The organism is Flavobacterium koreense (assembly GCF_054776075.1).
Genome location: NZ_BAAHCF010000011.1, coordinates 20,485 through 44,852, shown reverse-complemented (window position 1 = coordinate 44,852; position 24,368 = coordinate 20,485). Strand labels below are relative to the sequence as shown.

Genomic DNA, 24,368 nt, shown 5'->3' with positions numbered 1-24,368 from the left:
TGTAAAAAACGATGCAAAAATAAGAATTTAAAATGGATTATTAGACTTTTAGATTATTGGATTGTTAGAAAAAAATCCATAAATCTAGTAATCAAAAAATCTAACGATCTGTCTTCGGATATTGCTTTTTAATATTGCGAATTAGCTCTTCTAAACCGTTTAATTTGAGTTCATAAACGAGTTTGAGTTGTTCGCCAAGCTGTCCATTAGGAAGACGATTGTTATGAATCCAAACTAAATAATACTCTGGTAAGTCAATAAGATATTTGCCTTCGTATTTGCCGAATGGCATTTTGGTGTGAGCTAATTTGATTAGGGATTTTTGTTGGTCGTCCATTTATTTAGAAAATAGATTAAAGATAATAGAATATAGACTTTTTTAGAACATCTATATTCTATGTTCTATTTTCTTTATTCTAATATCACTTCCAATTAAAAACAATTTCTTTCTTAATATCTGGATGTAAACTATAAAAAACTGGGCAAGTCATTGCTGTTCTTTCTAGTATGGTTTTGGTTTTATCGTCGACAATAACATTCATATTAAAAGTAACATGAATTTCGGTGATTCTTCTTGGTTCGGTTCCCATGATTTTGGTTACTTCCGCTGTTGAATTTGAAAAATCTACTTCTAAATCGCGCGCTTTTATTCCCATAACGGTGAACATGCAACTAGCTAAACCATTGGCAACGGTGTCTGTTGGAGAAAATGCTTCTCCTTTTCCGTTGTTATCAATTGGTGCATCTGAAATAATCTCAGAACCTGATTGTAAATGAATGGAAGAAGTGCGTAAATCTCCTAAATAAGTTACTTTGGAAGTTGCCATTATTGAGCTTGTTTTATTGTTAAATCTTCGTCGTAGTAAAGAATGTAAATACCATTATTAGTGTAACCGCCTGAAATTTTCTTGGCGTAGTCAAACTTACTTTCCACTTGTTCTGTTGCATCATCATTGATAGATTCTTCAAAAGGTTTGTCTTGTGCTAATCGCAGCATTGTATCAAATGTTAAATCAAAACCTCGAACAGCGTACTGATTTGGAAGTATTTTATTTTTCTTTTTGAAAGCTCTCTCAAATTTTTGTGCTTCATCAGAATCGTTGTCTTTTGTTGCTGAAGGATAAGCCATTTTTAATTTTGTTAATCGAGATAAGGCTATTTCTTCAAAATCTAAAGTTTCGTTTGGTTCTAAAATTACCAATTGCACTTGATAGTCTTTCATAACACTCGACATTGCTGATGTTGTTGTAAAAATAGTTCCGGTTTTTTCGGAAGCCATTACAACATAATTTATTCTGTCTTTTACAAAATGTTTTTTAATACTATCGGCTACAAATCCACCTTTGTCAGAAAGACCAACTACTTTAACATCCTTTTGAAAATCTTGAATATATTCTTTTATTGAAGTTTTTTTAGGATCAATTACTGCGATTATATTTCCGTTTTTGGATTGCATGTAACTAAACATTGCACCTTTAACAGCATCAGCATGAGGCATCGATTGAAACAAATTCTTATATGATTTTCCTTCATCTCGTGACAATGGTGAAATTACTGGAATATTTTTGTTCTCTAGAGCATCTGCTACTTTTTCTACATTTACTTGATAGAACGGACCAATAACTGCATCTGTTGATGAAAAATCATTATTAGAAATAACCGAAAGAGCACTAGTTGAATTTTTGGTTTCTTGAGAATCGTATATTTTAATATTCAAATTCATTCCGAGAACTTTAGCGGAATCTATGGCCATTAAAGCTCCTGCATAAAAATCTAAAGTCATATTTAGAAATTTATCTTTCTTTAATCGTTCTGATATTGAAGTAACCGTATCGTTTTGAATCTTAGAAGCATTGAAAGGTAAAAACAAGACTAATTCTTTTCTTTTTTGGCTTGAAACAGATTTTGTCAAGTCTTTCAAACTGTTTTTAGTTTCTTTTGAAAATGAAAGTGTTGCTGGAACTTTAAGAATCATACCTTCTTTAACACCTTCTTTCAAACTTGGATTTAAACCAATTAATGAAGCTTCCGATAGACCTAAAAGTTTGGTTAAACTGTACATCGTTTCGCCTGATTTTACAGTATATTCTAAAGTATTTCCTTGATAAGCTACTGTTTTAGGTTTTACTACTTCAGTTGGAGCAACAGCTTTCTCACTGCTGTTTATTTTCAATTTAAAACCAACTGGAAGATTGTCTTTTATTTCTGGATTTTGCTTTTCTAGTTCTTCTACAGAAATTCCGTATTTTTTGGAAATACTGTATTTTGTATCACCTGCAACTACCTCATGAGTAGAGAGTATCTTAGTTCCCATTTGCACTTTTGGTGGCTCTTCATACTTCATTATTTTCAAAACTTGTCCAGGTTGCAATCCAGCAGTTTTCAAAAATGGGTTAGCTTCTTCTAAATCTGAAATTTCTACATTATTCTCTTTTGCAATACTATAAAGAGTTTCTTTCGATTTTACTGTGTATGTTTTTTCCTTAAATGGAACTTCATTTGAAGTTACTTTTTCAATACTTTTAGGAATAAGTAAAATAGCATCTGGTTGAATTCCGCTTTGCGAATCTGGATTTAACTTATAGATATCGTAAGGTGTCACTTTGTACTTTTGTGCAATTTGAGTAATCGTTTCTCCTTTAGCCACTTTGTGCTTAATATAATTCTGTCCGAAAACAGAAGTCGCAAACATCAATACTAAAATGTAAATACCTTTTTTAAACATATCTTTTTATTTATTTCAAATTCAGACTGAACAATGCCAACTGATTTATTCCCATTCAATAGTTGCTGGTGGTTTCGAGCTAATATCATATACAACTCTATTCACACCTTTCACTTTATTGATGATTTCGTTTGAGATTTTCATCAAAAACTCATATGGTAAATGTACCCAATCAGCTGTCATTCCGTCGGTAGATTCTACTGCTCGAAGTGCTACTACTTTTTCGTAAGTACGCTCATCGCCCATTACTCCTACACTATTTACTGGAAGCAAAATCGCTCCTGCTTGCCATACTTTATCGTACAATCCGTGTTCTTTTAATCCGTTAATAAACACAGCATCAACTTCTTGCAAGATACGTACTTTTTCTGGTGTAATATCACCTAATATTCTAATCGATAATCCCGGACCAGGAAATGGATGTCTTCCTAACAATTCAGGATCAATCCCTAAAGTTGCTCCAACTCTTCGCACTTCATCTTTAAATAACATTCGAAGTGGTTCCACAATTTTCAATTTCATAAAATCTGGCAAACCGCCAACATTGTGATGTGATTTAATAGTGGCACTTGGACCTTTTACCGAAACCGATTCGATTACATCGGGATAAATCGTTCCTTGTGCTAACCAAGTTACATCTTCAATTTTGTGAGCTTCATCATCAAAAACTTCTATAAAAGCATTTCCAATAATTTTACGTTTCGTTTCTGGATCATCAACTCCTGCCAAAGCCTCCAAAAAACGTGCCGAAGCATCAACGCCTTTCACATTTAAGCCCATATCTTTGTATTGGTGAAGTACGTTTTCGAATTCATTCTTACGTAACAAACCATTATTAACGAAGATACAGTATAGATTTTTACCAATAGCTTTGTTCAATAAAACTGCTGCTACAGTAGAATCTACGCCTCCTGAAAGTCCTAAAACTACTTTATCATTTCCTACTTTTTCTTGTAAGTCTCTAACGCAATCGTCAACAAAAGCATTTGGTGTAAAATTTTGAGGAACTTCTGCGATTTTTACTAAGAAATTCTCAAGCATTTGTTTTCCATCAGTTGAGTGATATACTTCTGGATGAAACTGAATGGCGTAAGTAGTTTCGCCTTCAATTTTGTAAGCCGCATTTTCTACGTCGTTGGTACTGGCTAGTTTGACACCGTTGGTTGGTAAGTGTTTAATGGTGTCACTATGGCTCATCCAAACTTGTGAATTGAGGTTTACATTTTCGAAGAAAACTTCATCTTCTTTAATGTATGATAAATTGGCTCTTCCGTATTCTCTGATATTGGAAGCAGCTACTTCTCCACCTGAAAAATGAGCTAAATATTGCGCACCATAACACACGGCAAGCAAAGGTAATTTACCTCTAATTTCGGACAAATCGATTTGCAAAGCATCTTCTGAGCGCACCGAGTAAGGGCTTCCACCAAGAATAACCGCTTTGTAAGACGATAAATCAGTTGGATAATGATTGTAAGGAAAAATTTCGCAGAATATATTTAATTCGCGAACGCGACGAGCAATAAGTTGTGTGTATTGCGAGCCGAAATCTAAAATAAGTACGTTGTGTTGCATGCGCAAAAGTACTATTTTTTAGTAGAAAATAAAAAGCGGTTTTGATAAAATAGTAGTTTTTATTTGGTAAATAAATTTCATTACTTTTGAAAACAATATAAAGACATAAACTATGAAATGGTATTTACACGCAATTAGAAATTACGCCAACTTTGAAGATCGTGCAAGTCGAACGGAATATTGGATGTTTGGCTTATTTAACTTGATGTTTGCTCTATTTTTCTTTTGCCTTGATTTATCCTTTGAAATCAATTTTGATGGCCATTTAATTGGACCTCTTTATATTCTTTATTTCCTTTTTAGCATCATTCCTTCACTTTCAATAGCCGTAAGACGATTACATGACGTTGGTAAAAGCGGTAGTTATTTATTTTTAGGATTAATTCCTTTAGCTGGACTATATCTTATCGCATTATATTGCACAAAAGGTGAAGACGAAGAAAATGATTATGGTGATAAACCTGTAAATTCTGATATTGATGAATTTATTCAAGATAGCAAAACTTCAACAACTATTCTTATATCCTATTTACTTTGGATATTTTTAAGTAAAATTATTTGGAGCATTATTGTAAGTTCATCAGAAAGGTTTTATGAAAATCCAATCTATAAATATTTTAATCTGTTCAGCACTATTTTATGGATATTTTTACCCATCTTTTTATCCCTATGCGTTAGAAACTACAAATGGAAAATCATACTTCTTGTAGGTTCTGCACTTTATATGATATACGGTTTCTATGAATTTGTAAAAGCTTTCGCTTCGACTTCAGGTAATTTTCAATTTTAATGCTTAAAACAATTCTTTATATTGCTATTGGAGGTGCTATAGGCAGTGTTTTACGCTACTTAACATCTGTTTTTGTCAATAAATATTGGGCAAATCATTTTCCGTTGGCAACATTTATTACTAATATTTTAGGTTGCTTTTTAATTGGATTATTGATTGGAATTTTAGAGAAAAACAATTTAGCAAATAGCAATTTAAAATGGTTTTTAATCACAGGATTCTGTGGAGGTTATACTACTTTTTCCACCTTTGGATTTGAAAATTATACTTTGTTTCAAAACAATAATTCCTTGTTAGCTTTTGGCTATATTGCTTTAAGTGTTTTGTTAGGAATATTTGCGGTTTGGTTAGGACTTTTTGTTTCTAAATAAAACTTTAAATTCTGTGTTAATCTGTATAGTGATTGTGTTAATTTTTAGTATTTTCGCAACCTATGAACGAAAAAGACATTTTAGCCATTCAACAATTATTGGCTTCTCCAAAGAAAATTGCAATTATTCCACACCGAAGTCCCGATGGTGATGCCATGGGTTCGACGCTTGGTTTGTATCATTTTTTATTAAAATTAAATCATCAACCTGTAGTAATCGCGCCGAATGAATTCCCTGAATTTCTAGCATGGTTACCTTCGTCTGAAACAGTTTTGGTTTATGAAAATGACAGAGTTAATTGCACTAAAATTCTTAACGAAGCCGAACTGGTTTTCACTTTAGACTTCAATGCTTTGCACAGAACTGGTGAAATGGAACAAGTTTTAAGCAAACTTTCTGCTCCAATGATAATGATTGATCATCATCAATTACCTGATTCGTATGCAACGTTCACTTATTCAGATACTTCATTTGGTTCGACTTGTGAAATGATTTACAATTTCATTGGATATTTGAATCAAAAAAACCTTATTGATAAAACTATTGCAACTTGTCTTTACACAGGAATTCTAACAGATTCTGGAGGTTTTAGATTTCCAAAAACAACAGGAACTACGCATAGAATTGTTGCTGAATTCATTGATTTAGGTGTTGAAAATACTGAAATTCCGAATTTACTTTTCGACAATAATTCTTATGATAGATTACAATTATTGGGAAGAGCTTTGCAGAATATGAAAGTACTTTTCGATAAGAAAACTTCTTATATTTCGTTATCGCAAAAGGAATTAGACGAATTTAAATACGTAAAAGGTGACACTGAAGGAATCGTTAACTATGGTTTGACTATAAAAGGTATCGTTTTTGCAGCCATTTTCATCGAACATAGAGACGAGAATATCATTAAAATTTCGTTTCGTTCGCAAGGCGATTTTGATGTAAACCAATTTGCGAGAGACCATTTTAGCGGTGGTGGACATATCAATGCTGCTGGAGGAAAATCGTATGATTCATTGGCCAATACTATAAAGAAATTTGAACAAATAATTTCTAAAATTGAACTATAAATTATGAGAAATATAAAATTTAGCGTTGTTTTTATCTTTGTTCTTTTAACCTTAATTGGTTGTAAAGAGCAACAAGCAAGAATGCCAATTTCAAGAAATTCTGGAGCTTTCATGAATGAATCTGTGGAGCGCAACAAAAAATTGATTAAAGGTGAAGAAAAGCAGATCGATTCTATCATCAAAAGCAATCCTCAAATTAAGTATTTGACTTCCCAAAAAGGATATTGGTACCATTATGATGTAAAAAATGACAGCGATACTTTGCGTCCTAAAAAAGGTGATGTTGCCTTTTTTGATTACGAAATCAAAGATATTGCTGGAAATGTTATTTATTCTCAACTTGAACTTAAACCACAAACTTATTTGGTTGACAAACAAAACATCATGTCTGGTTTACGCCATGGTATAAAACAAATGCGCAAAAAAGAAACGGTGACTTTTTTATTTCCTTCTCACCTAGCCTTTGGTTATCATGGTGACGACAGAAGAATTGGAACTAACGAACCATTAATTTGCACAGTAACTTTAAACGATTTTAAACCCGAAAACAAACAATAGATTAAACAGAAATGAAAAAGAGAATAATTTTACTATTAGCAGTTATTACAACGTTTTTTGTAGGATGTAAAGACGAACACACCAACTTAAAAGACGGATTATACGCAGAAATTGAAACCTCAAAAGGAACTATTTTAGTAGCATTGGAATATGAAAAAACACCTATTACAGTAGCAAATTTTGTGACTTTAGCAGAAGGAACCAATTCGTTTGTTTCAGAAAATTTGAAAGACAAACCATTATATGACAATTTGTTATTTCACAGAGTTATTTCTAAATGTAATGGTGATGCCGAAGACTTTATGATTCAAGGTGGTGATCCACTTGGGAATGGTTCTGGTGATTGTGGTTATAAATTTAAAGATGAAATTACCGATTTAAAATTCAATAAAGGTGGATTATTAGCAATGGCAAATTCTGGTCCTGCAACAAATAGTAGCCAATTTTTCATCACTATTAAAGAAACTCCTTGGCTGGATGGAAGACACACTATTTTTGGTCACGTTGTAGAAAACGGAATGGAAGTCGTGAATACTGTTGTTCAAAACGATGCTATAAATTCTGTAAAAATCATTCGTAAAGGAGAAGCTGCTAAAAAGTTTGATGCTGTAAAAGTATTCAGCGATTACTTTAAAGTAGAATCTGAAAAACAGAAAAAGCAAGCCGCTATTGATGCAGCTGCGCTAAAAAAATCCGTTACAGATAAAATTGCCTTTTTTGCAGAACAAAAAGCCGCTTCAACAAAATTACCTTCTGGTTTACAATATACTATATTAAAGAAAGGAACTGGTAAAAAACCGATAGCTGGCTCTCAAATATTTGTTAGTTATGCAGGATTTTTAGAGAATGGAACATTATTTGATACCAGCTCAGCAGAAATAGCAAATGCTTTTGGAAAGTTAGATCCGCAACGTGCTTCACAAAATGGTTATAGCCCATTGCCATTTCAATGTGGTTCTAAAGGTGCTGCTATTCCCGGATTTGAAGAAGGATTGTCTTTATTGAATATTGGAGATAAAGCCATTTTATTTATTCCTTCTAACATAGGTTATGGAGAAAATGGTGCTGGAGATGTAATTCCACCGAATGCAAATATTATTTTTGAAGTTGAAATATTAGAAAAACTATAATTAAAAAACCGATTAAAACTAGAACAATGAAAATGAAATTAAAAATCATGTTGTTATTCTTTTTAGGATTAACAATTTCGAATGCTCAAACTAAGAAGAAGAAAACGTCTAAAAAAGCTTTGACAGAAGCAGTTACAAAAGCAGCAAATCCTAATGATGGAATTTTTGCAGAGATTGAAACAACAAAAGGTAAAATCGTACTTCGATTAGAGTACAAAAAAACTCCGGTAACCGTTGCTAACTTTATTTCTTTGGCTGAAGGTACTAATCCAAAGGTTTCTGAAACTTACAAAGGAAAAAAATTCTATGATGGATTGAAATTCCACAGAGTAATTAAAGATTTCATGATACAAGGTGGTGATCCACTTGGAAATGGTACAGGTGGACCTGGATATGCTTTTAAAGATGAATTTACCGATTTAAAACATGACAAAGGCGGAATTCTTTCTATGGCTAATTCTGGACCAAAAACTAATGGTTCGCAATTCTTCATTACCCACAAAGAGACACCTCATTTAAATGGTGCTCACACGGTTTTCGGTTCTGTTGTAACTGGAATGGACGCTGTGAATGCTATTGAGCAAAACGATGTTATAACTAAAATGACTATCGTAAGAAAAGGTCAAGAAGCTTTAAAGTTCGATGCTCCTAAAGTATTTGAAGAATATTTTACTAATAAAGCTGCTGAAGAAGCTAAAGAAGCTGCAGAAAGAGCTGCTGCCAATGCTTTACTTTTAAAAGAATTTGACGAAAAAGGAAAAACTACAGCTAGCGGAATAAAATATATTGTTATTAAAGAAGGAACTGGTGCAAATCCAACGGCTACTAGTAATGTAAAAGTTCATTACACTGGAACTTTCCTTGACGGAAAAGTTTTTGACAGTAGCGTTCAAAGAGGTCAACCAATTGATTTTGGATTGAACCAAGTTATTCCTGGTTGGACAGAAGGTGTTCAATTGATGAAAGAAGGTGCTAAATACAAATTTTTTATTCCTTATAAATTAGCTTATGGAGAAAGAGGTGCTGGTGGTGTAATTCCTCCAAAAACCGATTTGATTTTTGAAGTAGAATTACTAAAAATCAATAACTAACAAAATACAAAAACCCTCATTTATTGAGGGTTTTTTATTGCTTTTACTTTTTAAACTTCCAATCAAACTCGTCGTTATCTTTTATAATGGCTCCTAATTCGATTCTTATAACTACATCAAATTCCGATTGTAATGTTAGCCAATTGCTTTCATTAAAATGATTTTCGGTTGAATCGAAATCTTCTTTCTCCCAAGATTTGAAAGGTAAATCGGCAATTAGACTTTTTACATTACATCCAATTACTTTTTTGTCTAACAAGGTTGCATTTTCATTGGAAGTGATGATATAACCCAAACGAAAATCTTCATCTTCATAGAACGTTAAGCGCAGTTTATGTTGGTTGTATAAAAAGATTATATTGCTGTCATCGTCTTCAAATTTCTTATCTGGAGCGCCATAAAGTGACGTTACATCTTGTTGCTTCATTCCGAAAAGCAAACTATCGATTCCGTTTTTTGGGTTTAATTTCATCTCATCTGTATTTAACCACAAAGGTCGCAAAGTTTTTTTAAGAAGTTAAAGAAGTTTTGGTATTTTTACGGAAGTTGTTGTGAGGGTTTCCACTTTTATAGCGACTATACATTAGTTAGCAGTAACTTTAGAAAAAATCGTGCTAAAATTCAACACGTAAATTTATGATGAAGAAAATATTTATTGTAATCATTTTATTGTTTGGTCTTTATCTTTTGACAAGTTACATTTTGTTAAATGGTAGAATAACTTATACAACTAGCTTTTGTTCACAAGATAAAATTGATTCTAAAAAAAGAGAACTATTTAAAAAAGATAATCTGAGAATTGAATATGATACTACAAACCTTGTACTGAAAAAAATAATAAACGAAAATGATATTTGGGTTGAAAAACAATATGACGTGAACTATTTTGGGTTTATATTTAATTACAAAGTTGAAGATAAAGATTATAGCAAATTAAGATTTGAATGTAAGAATTCACAGAGTTGGAAATGTGAAATGAAAGTCTGCGACGCAATAATTGATAATGATACAATTGAAAAATCAAGAGTTTTCCCAATTTCGCAAATGGGAATTAGAGTTGGTAAAACTGTAAAATATAATGTTTATGAATATAATTACGGTAAAACGATTCCAATTGGAAAATTATCAGTTAAAGTAGAATAAAAGCTACTGCTAACAGCAGTTACAAGAAATTGCTAGGCATGGGATTTATCAGAAATGGTAATTGTTGAATCAAAGTTTTGTCTATATTTGTAATTGACAGTGAATGAAGTACGCAACTTCTTGTAGCTGCGAAACGTTAGTGGTAATTTCAACAACACTCGAATACAACATGGGAATTATAATATTAGCTCTTATTTTAATAATTGTTCCAATATTCTATATATTAAATAATTCTAAACTTTCAACTACCAAAAAGGCATTAATCATAATAGCAATTGTATTGTTTTTGTTAGTTTGTATTTTATATATTTTTATCACTGGTTGGGAACGTGGTAGAAATCCAAAACAGCCAGAAAGTGAAAAAATTGAACAAAATAATAATAAATGAAAAAATACTTATTAAAATCTTTTTTTAGAATTAACAAATACAGCATTTTATTAACTTTCTCATTGACTTTTATAATTCATAATTTTATTATTGAACGTGGAGAAAGAATGAGAAATTGCTATATGCCATTTTTTACAGAAATACTACTTTCTGCACTTTCATTTTTAATATCATTGGCCTCTATAACTATATTTCTCAATCTTTTTAAAAGAATAATTCAGAATAACATATTAATTCTTTTATCTTTCATTTTACTGCCTCTTATAAATTCAATGATAATTATATTTTATTTATTTGATGATAATGATAGTTACCTTTTTCTATATATTTCAGCTCTTTTATTTCCTGTTTGGGCCTTGATAATTAGTGAGTATTTCAAATTTAGGAGAATTAATAATTAAAAAGAAACTGAAGAATTAAAAAAACTACCGCTAACATCTGTTTCAAGAAATGGAGATGCACGAGATTTATCAGAAATTGGAAAGGTTTTTAATTTAAAGTTTTATCTATATTTGTGAAGGCTTGGTATAAGCCTATCGAAACTTCTTGAAGCCAAGACACGTTGACCATCCATTTTGAAAAATAAACCTTATTAAGATGAATAAGATTATTATTATTGTATTTGTTATTCTATTTTATAGTTGTACCGAAAATCGAAAAGTAGAAATAAAGAATACTCAAAAAAATCAAAAAAAGGAAAAGAAGTTAATCTCAAATGTGATAGGAACTTGGATTTGCCATAATAATAAAGGTTTTAAAATATTAGAAATTGAAAGCAATTCGAATGTAAGTTATACGGAATTTGTGGACAGAAAAGCACTTATTGACTCTATTAAAAAAGAAAGGTATTGGCTGTACAATTCAAAAGCGAAATTAGACTTTGTGGATAGCACTAGAATTTCAATTTTAACAGATAAATATAGATTTGATTACAAAATAAATAAAGATACTTTAATTGAATTTGATAAAATGGGTAATCAAGACAAACTAATAAAAGTTAAATAAGAAAACTACTGATATCAGCGATTTTAAAAAATTAGGTGTTTTATTTGAAAGTACAAAAAAATGAAAAAAATTATCCCACTTTTGATTTTGCTTTTAGTTCTAAATTCTTATGGTCAAACAAATAAAGAAAATGAATTACTTGGCAGAAAAAATGCAGAAGAAGAATTAAAAATTACACTACGTAACAATAAAGAACATAATGTTGTTGACAATAAAAGCTTACTAATAAAAGATAGTTTAACTGCTATAAAAGTTGCTGAACCAATTTTATTCAGTATTTATGGAAAGGAGCAAATTGAAGAACAAAAACCCTATGAAATCTACTTAATAAATAACCATTGGATTATTTCAGGTGTTTTACCTGAGGATTTTGTTGGCGGAACTTTTTTAATCATAATTGACGGAAGAAATGGTAAAGTGATTAGAATAACTCACGGAAAATAAGAAAGCGCTTCTATGCTATGCAAAGATTTCTATTTTATAAATGCTTCGCAAATGTCTCCTGACTTTGCGTATTAATTTCCATTCTTACAAATAACTAATACTCAAACTTCCCAAACTCACTTTCGATAGTTAGTTTTTTAGTTTCGCTTGCTTCTACTCTGCCTACAATTTGGGCTTCCACACCAAAAGAGTTTGAAATAGCTATAATATCGTTGGCAATTTCTTGAGGAACATAAACTTCCATGCGGTGACCACAATTGAAGACTTGGTACATTTCCTTCCAATCGGTTTTAGATTGCTCTTGAATCAATTGAAACAAAGGTGGCACTGGAAATAAATTATCTTTTATAACATGAACGTTATCTACAAAATGAAGTACTTTAGTTTGTGCTCCACCTGAACAATGCACCATTCCGTGAATGTCACTTGAAGTATATTTATCTAAAATAGCTTTGATGATTGGTGCGTAAGTACGCGTTGGTGAAAGCACTAATTTTCCGGCATCAATTGGTGAATTTTCAACAGCATCGGTCAATTTTATATTACCAGAATAAACCAAATCTTTTGGAACAGAACTATCAAAACTCTCTGGAAATTTGTCTGCCAAATAGTTTGCAAAAACATCATGTCTTGCTGATGTTAATCCGTTGCTTCCCATTCCGCCATTGTAACTTTTTTCATAATTGGCTTGACCAAAACTTGCCATTCCTACAATTACATCGCCAGGTTTTATATTGACATTATCAATGACTTTGCTGCGTTTCATTCGAGCCGTAACTGTAGAATCAACGATTATTGTTCTTACCAAATCGCCAACATCAGCTGTTTCTCCACCAGTAGAATGAATGGTTACACCAAACGATTTTAACTCTTGAATCAATTCTTCGGTTCCGTTGATAATTGCCGAAATCACCTCAGCCGGAATCAAGTTTTTATTTCTTCCTATAGTTGATGAAAGCAAAATATTGTCGGTTGCTCCTACACAAAGTAAATCATCAATGTTCATGATTAAAGCATCTTGAGCAATGCCTTTCCAAACTGAAATATCGCCAGTTTCTTTCCAATACATATAAGCCAAAGACGATTTTGTTCCGGCACCATCGGCGTGCATTATCAAACAATAGTCGTCGTCGTTGGTTAAATAATCGGGAACAATTTTGCAGAATGCTTTTGGGAATAATCCTTTATCAATGTTTTTGATGGCATTGTGCACATCTTCTTTAGATGCAGAAACTCCGCGCATGGCGTAGCGTTGGCTATTATCAGAACTCATCTTTAGTGTGTTGCTTGAACTGATGTATATCAGTTTTTAGTTGTTGGGCAAAGATAATTCAAAGATTGTAGAAAGCCGATTTCGGAAGAGAATTTTTATATTTAATTTTCAACAATTAAAATTTCAACTCTACGATTTTCATCTTCTTCCAAAGCATTTTTCTCTGGAATTGGATGAATAGGTCTCGAAACACCATATCCTTTGAAAGTCATTCGTTTTCTATCAATTTTATTTCGAATCAAATAATTGTAAACCGCTTTAGCACGAGCCGAAGAAATTGGATCTTCTTGTGTCGCAGACTTACAACAAATATGTCCTTGAATTTCAATCACCAACTTAGGATTATCAACCATAATACAAAGCAATTCATATAAAACTGGTTCCGATTTTGGCACCACTTTAGCCGAATTATTATAGAAATAAATATTATCTAATTTAATTAAATCGCCTTTTTTGGCTGATTTTACTTTGTCTTTAAGAGGTTCTTTTGGAATTTCTGGCTTTTTATCTGCAACTATGATTTCCTTTTTTTCTTGAAAAATGATGGTAACCCTCCTATTCTCTCCTTGATTTTTTGATTGTACAAAATCTTCTCCAAAACCACGAATTTCAATATCTTTTTTAACTTCAATATCACTTTCTTTCAAAAAATTATAAACTTCATTTACTCTTTTTAAAGCCAGCGTATCATTGTAAGTATTCGTTCCTTTCCAATCGCAAAAACCGTAAAGTTTGGTCACTTGATAGTTTTTTCCTTCAGCAATCCAAGAATTGATTTTTCTCACAGCTTCGTCATTCAAATTGTATTTGTCAAAATCAAAATATACGTTGAGTTTCTCTTGTGCTTGCGCAAAAAAGGTGAAGAAAACAATAAGAAATAGATATTTTTTCATAAGTTTATTTGTCTAAAATCATTATCTCAACTCTTCTGTTTCGAGCAGCTTCAAATTCGCTTTTTTCAGGAATAGCAAACTTAGGTTTTGATACTCCAAATCCTTTTACTTTCACTCTTTTATCTTCAATTCCTTCAGACATTAAGATTCGTTTTACTTGTCTAGCTCTGTCTAGAGAAAGATTTCTAGCATCTTTATTTACACAACAAATATGTCCTTGGATTTCAATTTTTAGCTTTGGATATTTGTTCAATACATAAATCAATTCGTCAATAGCTCTTTTAGATGAAGGAATTATAGCAAATGTATTGACGTGAAAATTAATATCTTCCAAACGTATTAAGGTTCCTTTGGTAGAAAGTTCAATCTTGTCTTCTAAAGTCGCGCCTTCTGGAAAATTCATAGTTTCTTCCTCTATTGGAACTATTTCTTCTTCAACCACAATTTTGGGCTTAATTCCTAATATTTCATTTTCACGAGCTAAGTCTTTTTCGAGAATATAATGAATTATTGCTTTTCTATTTTCAGCTTTATTAGGAGAAGTAGCACCTTTTTCGCCAAGAGAAATACTTTTAAAATCTTCTCTTATTTTTATCTTCCCATTGACTTTAGAATAAATAGAGTTAACACGTTTTAATGAAAGCGTATCATTGAATCCGCTAGAACCAACTTCATCCGTAGAACCTGTAATTGATAAAATTTTAGATGTTTTATTTTCTAAAATCCATTTATCTAATTTTGCCTGTTCAGTTTTATTTAGTTCAAATTTGTTGTTGTCAAAATAAACTACAAACTGTTCTTGAGCATTGGCCAAAAATAAAACTCCAAAAAACAAAACTGTAAAAAATAATTTCTTCATATACATATAACGAATTTACGGAAAATTAATTGTAGAATGCAAAAGTTGTTCCACAAAAAAACCTGCTAATTTCATAGCAGGTTTTTATATATTCTATTCTGTAAAAGAACTATCTTGTAAACAACAATTCTCTGTATTTAGTCAACGTCCAAACTTCGTCATCAACTAAAAGTTCCAATTTATCGCAGTGTTCTCTGATAACTTCGAAATATGGTTTTACTTTATCACAATACATTTCGGCCATTTTTTGAGCATCGGTTAAAGCATTTGCTTTTTTACGAGCTTCTGTCATGGCTTCAACATTAGAGTTAATTCCTTCAATGTGTGAAGAAATTTCTTTAATCAAAGAGATTTGCTCTTTTGCGATTTTCTCAAAATCTTTTCCGAAGATTTCTTTCAATCCACGAACATTTTCAATCAACGTATTTTGGTAACGAATAGCTGTTGGAATCACATGATTTCTTGCGATATCACCTAAAACTCTTCCTTCAATTTGGATTTTTTTAGTGTATTCTTCCAATTCGATTTCGTAACGTGCTTCTACCTCAACGTGGTTCATTACGTTTAAGTCTTTGAATAAATCCAACGCTTTTTGAGATACTTTAGCTTTCAAAGCAGTTGGAGTTGTTTTATGATTACTCAAGCCACGTTTTTTAGCTTCTTTTTCCCAAGCATCACTATATCCATCTCCTTCAAAAAGGATGTTTTTAGTTTCTTTGATGTATTCTCTTAATACATTGAAAATTGCTTCGTCTTTCTTTAAATCTTTAGTTTCAATTAAAGCATCTACTTCTTTTTTAAATTCTTTCAATTGTTTTGCAACGATAGAATTTAAAGTTGTCATTGCGTTAGCACAGTTTGCAGAAGAACCAACGGCTCTAAATTCAAATTTATTTCCTGTGAAAGCGAATGGCGATGTTCTATTTCTATCAGTATTATCCAACATTACGTCTGGAATTTTACCTACAACGTTTAATTTTAAATCGGTTTTTTCTTCTGGAGATAATTTTCCTTTTGAAACACCTTCTAATTCAGCTAAAACTTTTGTCAATTGTTCTCCAATGAAAACAGAGATAATTGCTGGTGGCGCTTCATTTGCACCTAATCTATGGTCATTACTTGCAGTTGCAATAGCTGCACGAAGTAATTCTTCATATTCATTTACCGCTTTAATTGTATTGATAAAAAACGACAAGAATTGCAAATTGCTCATTGGAGTTTTACTTGGAGAAAGTAAATTCACTCCAGTATCTGTAGCCAACGACCAGTTATTATGTTTTCCAGAACCATTTACACCTTTGAAAGGTTTTTCGTGGAAAAGAACCATAAAGTCATGACGCTCACCTACTTTTGACATTACATCCATTAATAAAGAGTTGTGATCAACCGCTAAATTAGTTTCTTCAAAAATTGGAGCCAACTCAAATTGATTTGGAGCTACTTCATTGTGACGTGTTTTAACTGGAATTCCCAATAACATACATTCTTCTTCCAATTCTCTCATATAATTTAAAGCACGAGATGGAATTGAACCAAAATAATGGTCGTCTAATTGTTGTCCTTTTGCAGAAGTGTGTCCAAGTAACGTTCTTCCTGTCATTACTAAATCAGGACGAGAATTTGCCAAAGAAGCATCTACCAAGAAATATTCTTGCTCCCAACCTAAAGTTGCTGTTACTTTTTTAACGTTTTTATCAAAATATTTACAAACCTCAGTTGCTGCTTCATCAACAGCGTTTAATGCGCGTAAAAGTGGTGTTTTATAATCTAAAGCTTCACCTGTATAAGAAATGAAAACCGTTGGAATACATAAAGTAGTTCCAAAAATAAATGCTGGAGAAGTTGGATCCCATGCAGTATATCCACGAGCTTCGAAAGTATTTCTAATTCCACCATTTGGGAAAGAAGAAGCATCTGGCTCTTGTTGTACTAATTGACCTCCACCAAATTTTTCAACTGGATCGGAACCATCGTAAGAAGTTTCGAAGAAAGCATCATGTTTTTCAGCAGTTGTTCCAGTTAATGGTTGAAACCAGTGTGTATAATGAGTTACGCCTTTTGACAAAGCCCATTCTTTCATGCCCATTGCAATATAATCGGCTAATTTTCTGTCAATTTTAGTTCCATGTTGGACAGCATCTTTTACACCTTTATAAGCATCTGAAGTCAAAAATTGCTTCATTGCTTTGTCATTAAAAACATTTGAACCAAAAAGAGCTGATTTTCTTCCAGCTTCTTCAAATTTTACTGGCTTTCTAGCCGATGCATCTTTTAATGCTTGAAAACGTAAAGTTGACATAAAATTAATTTTTAAAAGTTATACCCTTATATTTTGATGCAAATATAATAATATTTTCATTCAAAAATAATTATACCCTATTTTTTTAGGGGTAAAATTAATAAATTATAATTTTTTAAATTCCAAATTCCAATTTTATTATATTTTATTATGGAATTTAGAATTTGGATTTATGATTAAATAAAAAACCGATAAATAATTAAATTTATCGGTTCTTATATCATTTTATTTAGTTTACTCTTTTATAAACTTACTAAAAAACGTGTCTTTTCCTGAAATTACCTCAACAATATAGATTCCTTTTGAAAGACTTTCTACATTTATTTCATTTGTACCTTGAGTTTGCACTAAAATAACTTTACCTAAGAAATCTGAAATTATTACTTTGTCTATAAATGAATCGCTATTTAATTTAAGAATTTTATTAGTTGGATTTGGAAACAATGTGAGTTTGTTAGTATCATTATTTTCAAAACTATCATTAGATAAAGTAGCAATATAATCAAAAATAGTTGCCGAGCAACCCGAAGTAGCAGCAATCGCAAATGTACTTGCATTTGCAAGAGAACAACGAGATCTAACAAAAAACACATTACATCCTGGAGGTAAACCATTTATTACAAACGGATTAGTTGGCGCTGCTATCCAAGCTGCTGGCGAAGGTTGTGAACCAATACTATAATTTGGGTCAAATGTTACTTCCCAACTAGTAGCCGTACCGTTTTCTGTCCAACTTAAAACTGCTTCAAAAGGATTGAAATTAGTAACAATAAAATTAGATGGTGCAGGACATTGAGCGCTAGATATAAAACCAGAAAAAAACGCAACTAAAATAAAATATATTTTTCTCATTGAAGATATAAATTGATTTTCAAATATATAGCTTTTATTTACATGAACAAAATCGCAAACTTTATGAAAAACCAATTTTAAATTACTTACAAAATGATATCTTTGCAACAAATAAAACAATTATGATAGTTTGGATTATATTTATAGCTTCAATTTTATTTTTCTTAGCATTAGATTTAGGTGTTTTCAATAAAACGCCTCATATCATATCTTCAAAAGAAGCCGGAAAATGGACTGGTATTTTTGTTACTATCTCTTTTCTTTTTTCAGGAGTGGTTTATTGGATTTACCAAAATGGTTATATTGATAATCCGACAAAACTTACACCCAATTTAGCTGTAATGAAGTACATTACAGGTTATTTAATTGAGCTTTCTTTAAGTGTTGATAATATATTTGTAATTGCAGTAATCTTTGCATCGTTTAAAATTCCACAAAAATATCAGCATCGCGTTTTGTTTTGGGGAATTCTTGGCGCCATCATTTTTAGAGGTTTGATGATTTATTTTGGTGTTTTACTTATCAATAAATTCAGTTGGATGACTTATGTTTTTGGCGCTTTTTTAATATTTACAGCAGCCAAAATGTTATTCAAAGGTGAGGATGACGAATTCAATCCGAAGAAATCATTTATTTTTAGGAATATGCGAAAAATAATTCCGGTGACAATGCACATAGAAGGACAGAAATTCTTCATCAAGAAAAGAAACATCACTTTTGCAACACCATTATTTGTAGCTCTTATCGTAATTGAATTAATGGATGTATTATTTGCCATGGATAGCGTACCTGCTATTTTAGCCATTACTTCCGATCCGTTTTTAGTATTTAGTTCTAATATTTTTGCCATTCTTGGATTGCGTTCAATGTATTTTTTCCTAGCCAATATGTTAGAAAAATTCAGCTACTTAGAATACAGTTTGATTGCCATTTTGACTTTTGTCGGAATTAAAATGTTAATCATTCACCATTACAAATTTCCAGAATGGGTTTCTTTAGGATTCATAGCTCTTGCATTATTAGGAGGAATTTTGGTTTCTTTATCAAAAGCTAAGGACGAAGAAAAAGAAGCATAAAAAAAGAGGCTGTAATTGCTCACAACCTCTATCCAAACAAACAAACTATAGACTAACCAAATCTATTTTATTTTAATACTTTAACTTTAGAGTCATCGATATTATATGCTTTTATAACTGCATTGTAATCGTTTAAGTCAACTGTATTAGAAGCGCTTTTTCCAAAAAATCCAGGAACAATTACTATTCTAAATACTTGATTTATTCTGAAGTTATTTGAAACTGTTCCTAAATCATTTCCATGCATGAACAATTCAATATCATTTTGCGTGAAATTAAAATCGTAACCAAAATCTAATGTTCCGTCATTAAAGAAATAGGTTTCTGGTTGCATTTTCCAAACATCAGGTCCAGATGTACTTGTCAATCTATACATTAAAATCATATCAGAACTGTAAGTAGTGTGTGGCAAAACAATGAAATTGTAAAAATTATTTGAAGGCGTAAAAGAACGTGTAACTTCAAAAACTTCACTGATAGTATCATTATCAACCGGCGTATCTCTTACCTCGTTAACGGTACAACTGTTTAGACTTATCATCCCGATAAATGCTAATAATAAAGTAATTTTTCTCATGATTTCTATTTTTTATGATTAATGATATTTAACCTTATTCAATTGTTGTGCCAAAAATTCTTTTTATAAAAAATTGTACCTTTGGAGCATGAAAAACGAATATAAATTATACATGATAATGTTAGGTTGCCGCCCAGAAGGACGCTACACTGAACAACATGATATTTTTTTTGGAATTGGAACATCATTGAAAGAATTAATTCCAAATATGAAGGCTTTTTGGCCAGAAGCAAAAGGTAGAATTCACATTGATGCTTGGAGAGAAGTTACAAATGTGGATAATTTTCAAATTGAAATTCTTCCAAAAGGAAAAGCAATCGCTTCTTCTGATAATTTATTTTTTATCAATCTTGGTGGTTATAAAGAAAATGAATTTGAAGAATATCATTATAAAGTTCTTGCAGTAGGTGAAACATTAGCAGAAGCTTCCAAAAAAGCTAAAGCAACAACTTTTTACAAACATTGCACTTTTAAAGGAGCAACATCACACATTGATGATAAATTCGGAATTGATGTAGATGATGCCTTTAATGTAAAAGAAATATTAGCACCAATTTTTAAAGATAATTTTGATATTTCTATCTCTAAAAAAGATGAAGGTTCATCAGAAGATGTTTTGCATATTGGCTATTTAAAAATTGATAAAATTGTTTAATTATGAGCAGAAATACAGATAAAAACATTAAAGCGCATAACGACAAACTCCATAAGGCGCAAGACAAAGCCAAAGCAAAAAAGGCAGCACGTGAAGAAAAACTAAAAGCAATGGTGCGAAAATTTAACGAGCAAAAAGAGTAGTTTTCTATGACGAATTGTTATTGTGGAAGTTCAAAAACTTTTGAAAATTGTTGTAAAATATACATCAAAGGAATTCAAAAACCTGCAACTGCTGAAGCATTAATGCGTTCAAGATATTCTGCATTTGCAACTGGTGAAGCCGATTATTTAGTTGCAACAACTCATTCAAGTACAAGAAAATTTCATAAAAAATCTGATATTTTAGCTTGGAGCAAAAGCAACCAATGGATAAAATTAGAAGTTTTAGCTTCCACCGAAACCACAGTTACTTTTAAAGCATATTATCTAGACTACGAATTGAAAGCTCAAATTCATCACGAACACTCAACATTTACTTTTGAAAATGGAAATTGGTTTTATGTTGATGGAACCTATCAATAAAAAAACCGAAGACAAAAGCTTCGGTTTAGTATTTATTCCTCTGTTGGTTCTTTTGGACTACCTTCTTCTGGAGCATCCTCTTCGTCTTTTGGTCCAAATAAATACATCGCACCTCCAATTACAACTAAGCCAATTTTAATTGCCCAAGCCACATTATCACCCCAATTATATATCCACATTAACAATCTTGGCACTCTGTCCAAATAATTCATAACTATTGCTGCAATACCAAGCAATGCCAGAAAACCTCCGAAATTTTTCATTGATTATAGTTTTTTTTGGTTAATAGGCACACAATATATTAATTTTTATAATTATTTACCACTTTTTTTCTAATTAAACAATGATTTTGGTTTCTAATCAATCATTATTTGAGTTATAACTTTGTATATATAAAAATATAAAAGAGATTACTATGAACAAAAATGAAATTATTAAAAGCATCATCAACGAGCAAAACGTTGTTATAAGTACTATAGAGAATTCTGTTTCAAGATATAAAAACGCTTCCGATATTGATGAAAATGATAGTATCGATCCTGAAGATTTTTCTCATCAAGATGAAGCTAAAGAAATGCAATTACGCTATGAGCAAATTCTAGTTCAAGCCAAAAACAATTTAGACTTTTTAGAAACTTATAAAAATAAAGAAACAACTAAAATTGAATTGGGAAGCTTGGTAGAAACTGAAGATTTGTATATTTTTATTGGAATCTCACTTCAACAATTTATGCTAAATGGCAAAAATGTAATTGCGATTTCAGAAGAAGCACCTATTTATAACTCAATTAAAGAAAAAACAATTGGAGAAAAAATAACAATTGGAACAATTGAAAATACCATTATATCAATTTCTTAATTTAACTGGAATCCAAATTTCTTCTTCAGAATCCGAATCGTTATTTTTATAATTTTCACCTAAAATCTCAAATTGTGGATGATTGCCTAATTCATAATCAGAACTAGGCAACCATTCTGTATAAATTGAGTTGAAAAATGCAGCAACATTGCTTTGATCACCTATATAATTAAAAACAGCATACAAACCTTCTTGAATTTCCAAGGATTCCATTCCATCAGGAATATTTTCAAATGATGAAACAGCTACTGTTGTCCATTTTGTAAAAGAAGTATTGGGTTGAAAATCGAAATTTTCAGGATTGATTTGAATATTATATAATTCTGAACCGATTGTATTTTGAATTTCTTTTCGCCGAGGCATAAAACTGCTCCATAATTCAAAAACACGATAATCGGCGTAGGTAAACGAAAGGTTTTTACCTATGAATTTTGTGGTTGGGAAGGTTTTTATGGTAGGAGTCATTACTCAGTAAATTTTTTAATTCTCCAATTTATTGGATTTTAAAAGATGATATTTCGGATAAAAAGGTTTATTCTTTAATTATTTTTCTAATAGTCGTTCCTTGAGATGTTTTTATCTTTAGGAAATATAACCCACTTGAAAAACCAGACAAATCGGCTTTATTATTAATTAATTCACCTAAAACATTATAAATTTCAACAGATTGAACATCAACTTGACCATTTATAACAATTTGACCATTGGTTGGATTAGGGTAAACTTTAATTTCATTCTCCCAATTAAAATATGAAGTCATTAATGTTGAAAACGGATAACAATCAGAAACATTTATACAACCATTGGTAGTTAATTGTACTGCATAATTCCCATCTTGAGTTGGCGTAAATACTTGACTTGTAGCGCCATTTATTGGAGCATTATTATTGTCACAATCTAACCATTGATAGGTTGTTCCTGCAAGAGTTCTATCGGCCGTTAATGTTGAAGTAGTTACAGTAACATTAGTTGTAAATGCATTTTGGCTATCGGTAATTACAACTGGAATTGTAAATGTATCTACTTGATCAGGATTGCAAAATAAATTAGTAACAGTTAATGTTACTTGATTAGTACCAGGACAAGAAAAATTATGAACAGGATTTTCTTGTGAACTTGTAGGTGAACCATCACCAAAATTCCAACTTAAAGTATCATAATTAATACTAGCATTAAAAAAAGATATAGTAGCATTATTGGTTGTTGGATTAAAATCGGCTGTTATTGGTGCAGGAACAAAAAGTGCAGTAGGCTGTAAACAACGTTGGATATCAAAATAAGTAACTGAATTTGGAACCCATTGATTTGCTACTATTGTTCCTGTTGCTTGAAGAACAGCTATTTTATAAGCTGGATCAAACCATTCGTAGGAAACAGTAGTTTGATCTACAACTTGCGGACCAGCTTGAGTTGTAATTGTAATTTGTTGAACTAAAGTAGATTTTATTTTTAACACATTATTATAGGTTCCAAAAGGCGTTGTTAATGTACCCCAACCTTCAACTACATTTGAACGAGTACCATTAATTCCTAATTGAATTGGAATTCCAAAACTATTTAAATTAACATTCAATGCAATTGGGTTGCTATAGGAATCGTTATAATTCATAGGAAATTGATATAAAATATCAGGACTTTGATAAGATGCAACAAATGGAATTGTAGTTCCATTTAATGTAATTTGAGCTCCAATCATTTTATTAGCTAACTGACTAGTTGTTTTATTCAAATGATCAATCACATTTGTAAAACCTAAACCTTGAAATTGTAATCCATTAGTAAGTTTAGTAGCTAAATTAAAATTATTATTAAATTGAGAATTACAATTAAAAATAAATCCATTTAATAAACACCATATATTTTTATATCCAGCAGTATTTGGATTTTGCCAAATAAGCGGTTCTTGACTAACAGGAATTAATGCTGAATAATCCCAATTAATATTTGTACCTGTTTGAACATAATCTAAGGTTAATCCTGCTGGAGTAGATGTACTGACCATTAATTGATCACCGGCATTAGCAAAATTTGTAGATGTGTAGGTAGTTTGACTAAATCCTATTTGATTAAAAATAAAAATAAATAAAATAAAAGTACTTTTTTTCATGTTGTTTGTTTTGCTCAAAATTAATTTATTATCTAGTTTTTAACAAATTATATGAAAAAAAATATTTACACCTATTTTTAAAAAACAAATTAAACAAAATATCATAA

29 protein-coding genes are annotated in these 24,368 nt (G+C 31.1%); 15 read left to right on the top strand and 14 right to left on the bottom strand.

The window, feature by feature from the left end; genetic code table 11:
* Positions 1-100: 100 nt before the first annotated feature.
* The 4 genes from ACYU7A_RS06005 to guaA all read right to left on the bottom strand — a co-directional run bounded on the left by ACYU7A_RS06005 (position 101) and on the right by guaA (position 4,300).
* Positions 101-337: a DUF3820 family protein gene (locus ACYU7A_RS06005; protein WP_344817248.1), complete on the bottom strand. Its 237-nt coding sequence runs from the start codon at positions 335-337 to the stop codon at positions 101-103.
* 85 nt (positions 338-422) lie between these two features.
* Entirely contained in the window at positions 423-827 is a 405-nt protein-coding gene (locus ACYU7A_RS06000) for an OsmC family protein (RefSeq protein ID WP_460574958.1), read from the bottom strand.
* Positions 827-2,725: an amino acid ABC transporter substrate-binding protein gene (locus ACYU7A_RS05995; protein WP_460574956.1), complete on the bottom strand. Its 1,899-nt coding sequence runs from the start codon at positions 2,723-2,725 to the stop codon at positions 827-829. Before ACYU7A_RS05995 ends, ACYU7A_RS06000 begins: the two co-directional genes overlap by 1 nt.
* A 45-nt stretch (positions 2,726-2,770) precedes the next feature.
* Positions 2,771-4,300 carry a glutamine-hydrolyzing GMP synthase gene (guaA, locus tag ACYU7A_RS05990; RefSeq protein ID WP_460574954.1) on the bottom strand — a complete coding sequence of 510 codons (1,530 nt, stop codon included), beginning with the start codon at positions 4,298-4,300 and terminating at the stop codon, positions 2,771-2,773.
* 112 nt (positions 4,301-4,412) lie between these two features.
* Between guaA and ACYU7A_RS05985 the strand changes: the two genes are divergently transcribed.
* From ACYU7A_RS05985 to ACYU7A_RS05960, 6 genes are all read left to right on the top strand, one after another.
* Positions 4,413-5,090: a DUF805 domain-containing protein gene (locus ACYU7A_RS05985; protein ID WP_460574952.1), complete on the top strand. Its 678-nt coding sequence runs from the start codon at positions 4,413-4,415 to the stop codon at positions 5,088-5,090.
* Positions 5,090-5,461, top strand: a complete 372-nt coding sequence (crcB, locus tag ACYU7A_RS05980; protein WP_460574950.1) for a fluoride efflux transporter CrcB — start codon at positions 5,090-5,092, stop codon at positions 5,459-5,461. The genes ACYU7A_RS05985 and crcB overlap by 1 nt, the downstream gene beginning before the upstream one ends.
* 62 nt (positions 5,462-5,523) lie before the next feature.
* Entirely contained in the window at positions 5,524-6,528 is a 1,005-nt protein-coding gene (locus ACYU7A_RS05975) for a DHH family phosphoesterase (protein WP_460574948.1), read from the top strand.
* Positions 6,529-6,531: 3 nt separating this feature from the next.
* Positions 6,532-7,086, top strand: coding sequence for a gliding motility-associated peptidyl-prolyl isomerase GldI (gene gldI / locus ACYU7A_RS05970; protein ID WP_460574946.1), 555 nt, complete (start codon positions 6,532-6,534; stop codon positions 7,084-7,086).
* An 11-nt stretch (positions 7,087-7,097) separates the two neighbouring features.
* Positions 7,098-8,216 carry a peptidylprolyl isomerase gene (locus ACYU7A_RS05965; RefSeq protein WP_460574944.1) on the top strand — a complete coding sequence of 373 codons (1,119 nt, stop codon included), beginning with the start codon at positions 7,098-7,100 and terminating at the stop codon, positions 8,214-8,216.
* Between the two features lie 32 nt (positions 8,217-8,248).
* Entirely contained in the window at positions 8,249-9,307 is a 1,059-nt protein-coding gene (locus tag ACYU7A_RS05960; RefSeq protein WP_460574942.1) for a peptidylprolyl isomerase, read from the top strand.
* Between the two features lie 43 nt (positions 9,308-9,350).
* Here the strand turns inward: ACYU7A_RS05960 and ACYU7A_RS05955 are convergent, their stop codons facing one another.
* Positions 9,351-9,779, bottom strand: a complete 429-nt coding sequence (locus tag ACYU7A_RS05955; RefSeq protein ID WP_460574940.1) for a hypothetical protein — start codon at positions 9,777-9,779, stop codon at positions 9,351-9,353.
* 164 nt (positions 9,780-9,943) lie between these two features.
* Between ACYU7A_RS05955 and ACYU7A_RS05950 the strand changes: the two genes are divergently transcribed.
* The 4 genes from ACYU7A_RS05950 (at position 9,944) to ACYU7A_RS05935 (ending at position 12,287) form a co-directional block, all read left to right on the top strand.
* Positions 9,944-10,450, top strand: a complete 507-nt coding sequence (locus ACYU7A_RS05950; protein ID WP_460574938.1) for a hypothetical protein — start codon at positions 9,944-9,946, stop codon at positions 10,448-10,450.
* Positions 10,451-10,553: 103 nt separating this feature from the next.
* Complete coding sequence (locus ACYU7A_RS05945; RefSeq protein ID WP_460574936.1) at positions 10,554-10,838, top strand: hypothetical protein; 285 nt, start codon at positions 10,554-10,556, stop codon at positions 10,836-10,838.
* A gap of 597 nt (positions 10,839-11,435) precedes the next feature.
* Positions 11,436-11,843 (top strand): hypothetical protein, encoded by a 408-nt coding sequence (locus ACYU7A_RS05940; RefSeq protein WP_460574935.1) that lies wholly within the window; start codon positions 11,436-11,438, stop codon positions 11,841-11,843.
* 60 nt (positions 11,844-11,903) lie between these two features.
* Positions 11,904-12,287 carry a YbbC/YhhH family protein gene (locus ACYU7A_RS05935; RefSeq protein WP_460574933.1) on the top strand — a complete coding sequence of 128 codons (384 nt, stop codon included), beginning with the start codon at positions 11,904-11,906 and terminating at the stop codon, positions 12,285-12,287.
* 94 nt (positions 12,288-12,381) lie between these two features.
* Here the strand turns inward: ACYU7A_RS05935 and ACYU7A_RS05930 are convergent, their stop codons facing one another.
* The 5 genes from ACYU7A_RS05930 to ACYU7A_RS05910 form a co-directional block, all read right to left on the bottom strand.
* Positions 12,382-13,560, bottom strand: coding sequence for an AIR synthase related protein (locus ACYU7A_RS05930; RefSeq protein ID WP_460574931.1), 1,179 nt, complete (start codon positions 13,558-13,560; stop codon positions 12,382-12,384).
* Between the two features lie 101 nt (positions 13,561-13,661).
* A complete protein-coding gene (locus tag ACYU7A_RS05925; protein WP_460574929.1) occupies positions 13,662-14,453 on the bottom strand; it encodes an OmpA family protein in 792 nt (263 codons plus the stop codon).
* A 4-nt stretch (positions 14,454-14,457) separates the two neighbouring features.
* Positions 14,458-15,312, bottom strand: coding sequence for an OmpA family protein (locus ACYU7A_RS05920; RefSeq protein ID WP_460574927.1), 855 nt, complete (start codon positions 15,310-15,312; stop codon positions 14,458-14,460).
* A gap of 109 nt (positions 15,313-15,421) precedes the next feature.
* Positions 15,422-17,611 (bottom strand): glutamine synthetase III family protein, encoded by a 2,190-nt coding sequence (locus ACYU7A_RS05915; protein WP_460574925.1) that lies wholly within the window; start codon positions 17,609-17,611, stop codon positions 15,422-15,424.
* A 234-nt stretch (positions 17,612-17,845) separates the two neighbouring features.
* Entirely contained in the window at positions 17,846-18,463 is a 618-nt protein-coding gene (locus ACYU7A_RS05910) for a T9SS type A sorting domain-containing protein (protein ID WP_460574923.1), read from the bottom strand.
* Positions 18,464-18,585: 122 nt separating this feature from the next.
* Between ACYU7A_RS05910 and ACYU7A_RS05905 the strand changes: the two genes are divergently transcribed.
* The gene (locus ACYU7A_RS05905) at positions 18,586-19,539 is read left to right on the top strand and encodes a TerC family protein (protein ID WP_460574921.1); all 954 of its coding nucleotides are present in this window, start codon (positions 18,586-18,588) and stop codon (positions 19,537-19,539) included.
* A 67-nt stretch (positions 19,540-19,606) separates the two neighbouring features.
* Here ACYU7A_RS05905 and ACYU7A_RS05900 read toward each other — a convergent pair whose 3' ends face one another.
* Complete coding sequence (locus ACYU7A_RS05900) at positions 19,607-20,116, bottom strand: hypothetical protein (RefSeq protein ID WP_460574919.1); 510 nt, start codon at positions 20,114-20,116, stop codon at positions 19,607-19,609.
* Positions 20,117-20,204: 88 nt separating this feature from the next.
* On the opposite strand from ACYU7A_RS05900, the gene ACYU7A_RS05895 reads away from it, so the two are divergent.
* The 3 genes from ACYU7A_RS05895 to ACYU7A_RS05885 are packed head-to-tail and all read left to right on the top strand — an operon-like array spanning position 20,205 to position 21,295.
* The gene (locus ACYU7A_RS05895; protein WP_460574917.1) at positions 20,205-20,771 is read left to right on the top strand and encodes a DUF1543 domain-containing protein; all 567 of its coding nucleotides are present in this window, start codon (positions 20,205-20,207) and stop codon (positions 20,769-20,771) included.
* Between the two features lie 2 nt (positions 20,772-20,773).
* Entirely contained in the window at positions 20,774-20,914 is a 141-nt protein-coding gene (locus ACYU7A_RS05890) for a hypothetical protein (protein ID WP_298307608.1), read from the top strand.
* Between the two features lie 6 nt (positions 20,915-20,920).
* Complete coding sequence (locus ACYU7A_RS05885) at positions 20,921-21,295, top strand: YchJ family protein (protein WP_460574915.1); 375 nt, start codon at positions 20,921-20,923, stop codon at positions 21,293-21,295.
* 32 nt (positions 21,296-21,327) lie between these two features.
* Here ACYU7A_RS05885 and ACYU7A_RS05880 read toward each other — a convergent pair whose 3' ends face one another.
* Positions 21,328-21,558, bottom strand: a complete 231-nt coding sequence (locus ACYU7A_RS05880; RefSeq protein ID WP_460574913.1) for a hypothetical protein — start codon at positions 21,556-21,558, stop codon at positions 21,328-21,330.
* 152 nt (positions 21,559-21,710) lie between these two features.
* Here ACYU7A_RS05880 and ACYU7A_RS05875 point away from each other — a divergent pair, with 152 nt between their 5' ends.
* Positions 21,711-22,154 (top strand): hypothetical protein, encoded by a 444-nt coding sequence (locus tag ACYU7A_RS05875; RefSeq protein WP_460574910.1) that lies wholly within the window; start codon positions 21,711-21,713, stop codon positions 22,152-22,154.
* Here the strand turns inward: ACYU7A_RS05875 and ACYU7A_RS05870 are convergent.
* Both ACYU7A_RS05870 and ACYU7A_RS05865 read right to left on the bottom strand, forming a co-directional pair.
* On the bottom strand, positions 22,143-22,619 hold the full coding sequence (locus ACYU7A_RS05870; protein ID WP_460574908.1) for a GyrI-like domain-containing protein: 477 nt from the start codon (positions 22,617-22,619) through the stop codon (positions 22,143-22,145). The genes ACYU7A_RS05875 and ACYU7A_RS05870 overlap by 12 nt on opposite strands.
* Before the next feature lie 67 nt (positions 22,620-22,686).
* Entirely contained in the window at positions 22,687-24,261 is a 1,575-nt protein-coding gene (locus ACYU7A_RS05865; RefSeq protein WP_460574906.1) for a T9SS type A sorting domain-containing protein, read from the bottom strand.
* Between the last annotated feature and the right edge of the window lie 107 nt (positions 24,262-24,368).

Excerpts from the sequence above, each read along its gene's own strand:
- ACYU7A_RS05965 (WP_460574944.1), top strand. The coding sequence starts at position 7,098 with ATGAAAAAGAGAATAATTTTACTATTAGCAGTTATTACAACGTTTTTT.
- ACYU7A_RS05950 (WP_460574938.1), top strand. The coding sequence starts at position 9,944 with ATGATGAAGAAAATATTTATTGTAATCATTTTATTGTTTGGTCTTTAT.
- ACYU7A_RS05885 (WP_460574915.1), top strand. The coding sequence starts at position 20,921 with ATGACGAATTGTTATTGTGGAAGTTCAAAAACTTTTGAAAATTGTTGT.
- ACYU7A_RS06005 (WP_344817248.1), bottom strand. The coding sequence starts at position 337 with ATGGACGACCAACAAAAATCCCTAATCAAATTAGCTCACACCAAAATG.
- ACYU7A_RS05945 (WP_460574936.1), top strand. The coding sequence starts at position 10,554 with ATGAAGTACGCAACTTCTTGTAGCTGCGAAACGTTAGTGGTAATTTCA.
- ACYU7A_RS05920 (WP_460574927.1), bottom strand. The coding sequence starts at position 15,312 with ATGAAGAAATTATTTTTTACAGTTTTGTTTTTTGGAGTTTTATTTTTG.
- ACYU7A_RS05930 (WP_460574931.1), bottom strand. The coding sequence starts at position 13,560 with ATGAGTTCTGATAATAGCCAACGCTACGCCATGCGCGGAGTTTCTGCA.
- ACYU7A_RS05995 (WP_460574956.1), bottom strand. The coding sequence starts at position 2,725 with ATGTTTAAAAAAGGTATTTACATTTTAGTATTGATGTTTGCGACTTCT.
- ACYU7A_RS05890 (WP_298307608.1), top strand. The coding sequence starts at position 20,774 with ATGAGCAGAAATACAGATAAAAACATTAAAGCGCATAACGACAAACTC.
- ACYU7A_RS05905 (WP_460574921.1), top strand. The coding sequence starts at position 18,586 with ATGATAGTTTGGATTATATTTATAGCTTCAATTTTATTTTTCTTAGCA.
- ACYU7A_RS05870 (WP_460574908.1), bottom strand. The coding sequence starts at position 22,619 with ATGACTCCTACCATAAAAACCTTCCCAACCACAAAATTCATAGGTAAA.
- ACYU7A_RS05985 (WP_460574952.1), top strand. The coding sequence starts at position 4,413 with ATGAAATGGTATTTACACGCAATTAGAAATTACGCCAACTTTGAAGAT.
- crcB (WP_460574950.1), top strand. The coding sequence starts at position 5,090 with ATGCTTAAAACAATTCTTTATATTGCTATTGGAGGTGCTATAGGCAGT.
- ACYU7A_RS05925 (WP_460574929.1), bottom strand. The coding sequence starts at position 14,453 with ATGAAAAAATATCTATTTCTTATTGTTTTCTTCACCTTTTTTGCGCAA.
- ACYU7A_RS05865 (WP_460574906.1), bottom strand. The coding sequence starts at position 24,261 with ATGAAAAAAAGTACTTTTATTTTATTTATTTTTATTTTTAATCAAATA.
- ACYU7A_RS05960 (WP_460574942.1), top strand. The coding sequence starts at position 8,249 with ATGAAATTAAAAATCATGTTGTTATTCTTTTTAGGATTAACAATTTCG.
- ACYU7A_RS05900 (WP_460574919.1), bottom strand. The coding sequence starts at position 20,116 with ATGAGAAAAATTACTTTATTATTAGCATTTATCGGGATGATAAGTCTA.
- ACYU7A_RS05880 (WP_460574913.1), bottom strand. The coding sequence starts at position 21,558 with ATGAAAAATTTCGGAGGTTTTCTGGCATTGCTTGGTATTGCAGCAATA.
- ACYU7A_RS05955 (WP_460574940.1), bottom strand. The coding sequence starts at position 9,779 with ATGAAATTAAACCCAAAAAACGGAATCGATAGTTTGCTTTTCGGAATG.
- ACYU7A_RS05935 (WP_460574933.1), top strand. The coding sequence starts at position 11,904 with ATGAAAAAAATTATCCCACTTTTGATTTTGCTTTTAGTTCTAAATTCT.
- ACYU7A_RS05975 (WP_460574948.1), top strand. The coding sequence starts at position 5,524 with ATGAACGAAAAAGACATTTTAGCCATTCAACAATTATTGGCTTCTCCA.
- ACYU7A_RS05910 (WP_460574923.1), bottom strand. The coding sequence starts at position 18,463 with ATGAGAAAAATATATTTTATTTTAGTTGCGTTTTTTTCTGGTTTTATA.
- ACYU7A_RS05875 (WP_460574910.1), top strand. The coding sequence starts at position 21,711 with ATGAACAAAAATGAAATTATTAAAAGCATCATCAACGAGCAAAACGTT.
- guaA (WP_460574954.1), bottom strand. The coding sequence starts at position 4,300 with ATGCAACACAACGTACTTATTTTAGATTTCGGCTCGCAATACACACAA.
- ACYU7A_RS05915 (WP_460574925.1), bottom strand. The coding sequence starts at position 17,611 with ATGTCAACTTTACGTTTTCAAGCATTAAAAGATGCATCGGCTAGAAAG.
- ACYU7A_RS05940 (WP_460574935.1), top strand. The coding sequence starts at position 11,436 with ATGAATAAGATTATTATTATTGTATTTGTTATTCTATTTTATAGTTGT.
- ACYU7A_RS05895 (WP_460574917.1), top strand. The coding sequence starts at position 20,205 with ATGAAAAACGAATATAAATTATACATGATAATGTTAGGTTGCCGCCCA.
- ACYU7A_RS06000 (WP_460574958.1), bottom strand. The coding sequence starts at position 827 with ATGGCAACTTCCAAAGTAACTTATTTAGGAGATTTACGCACTTCTTCC.
- gldI (WP_460574946.1), top strand. The coding sequence starts at position 6,532 with ATGAGAAATATAAAATTTAGCGTTGTTTTTATCTTTGTTCTTTTAACC.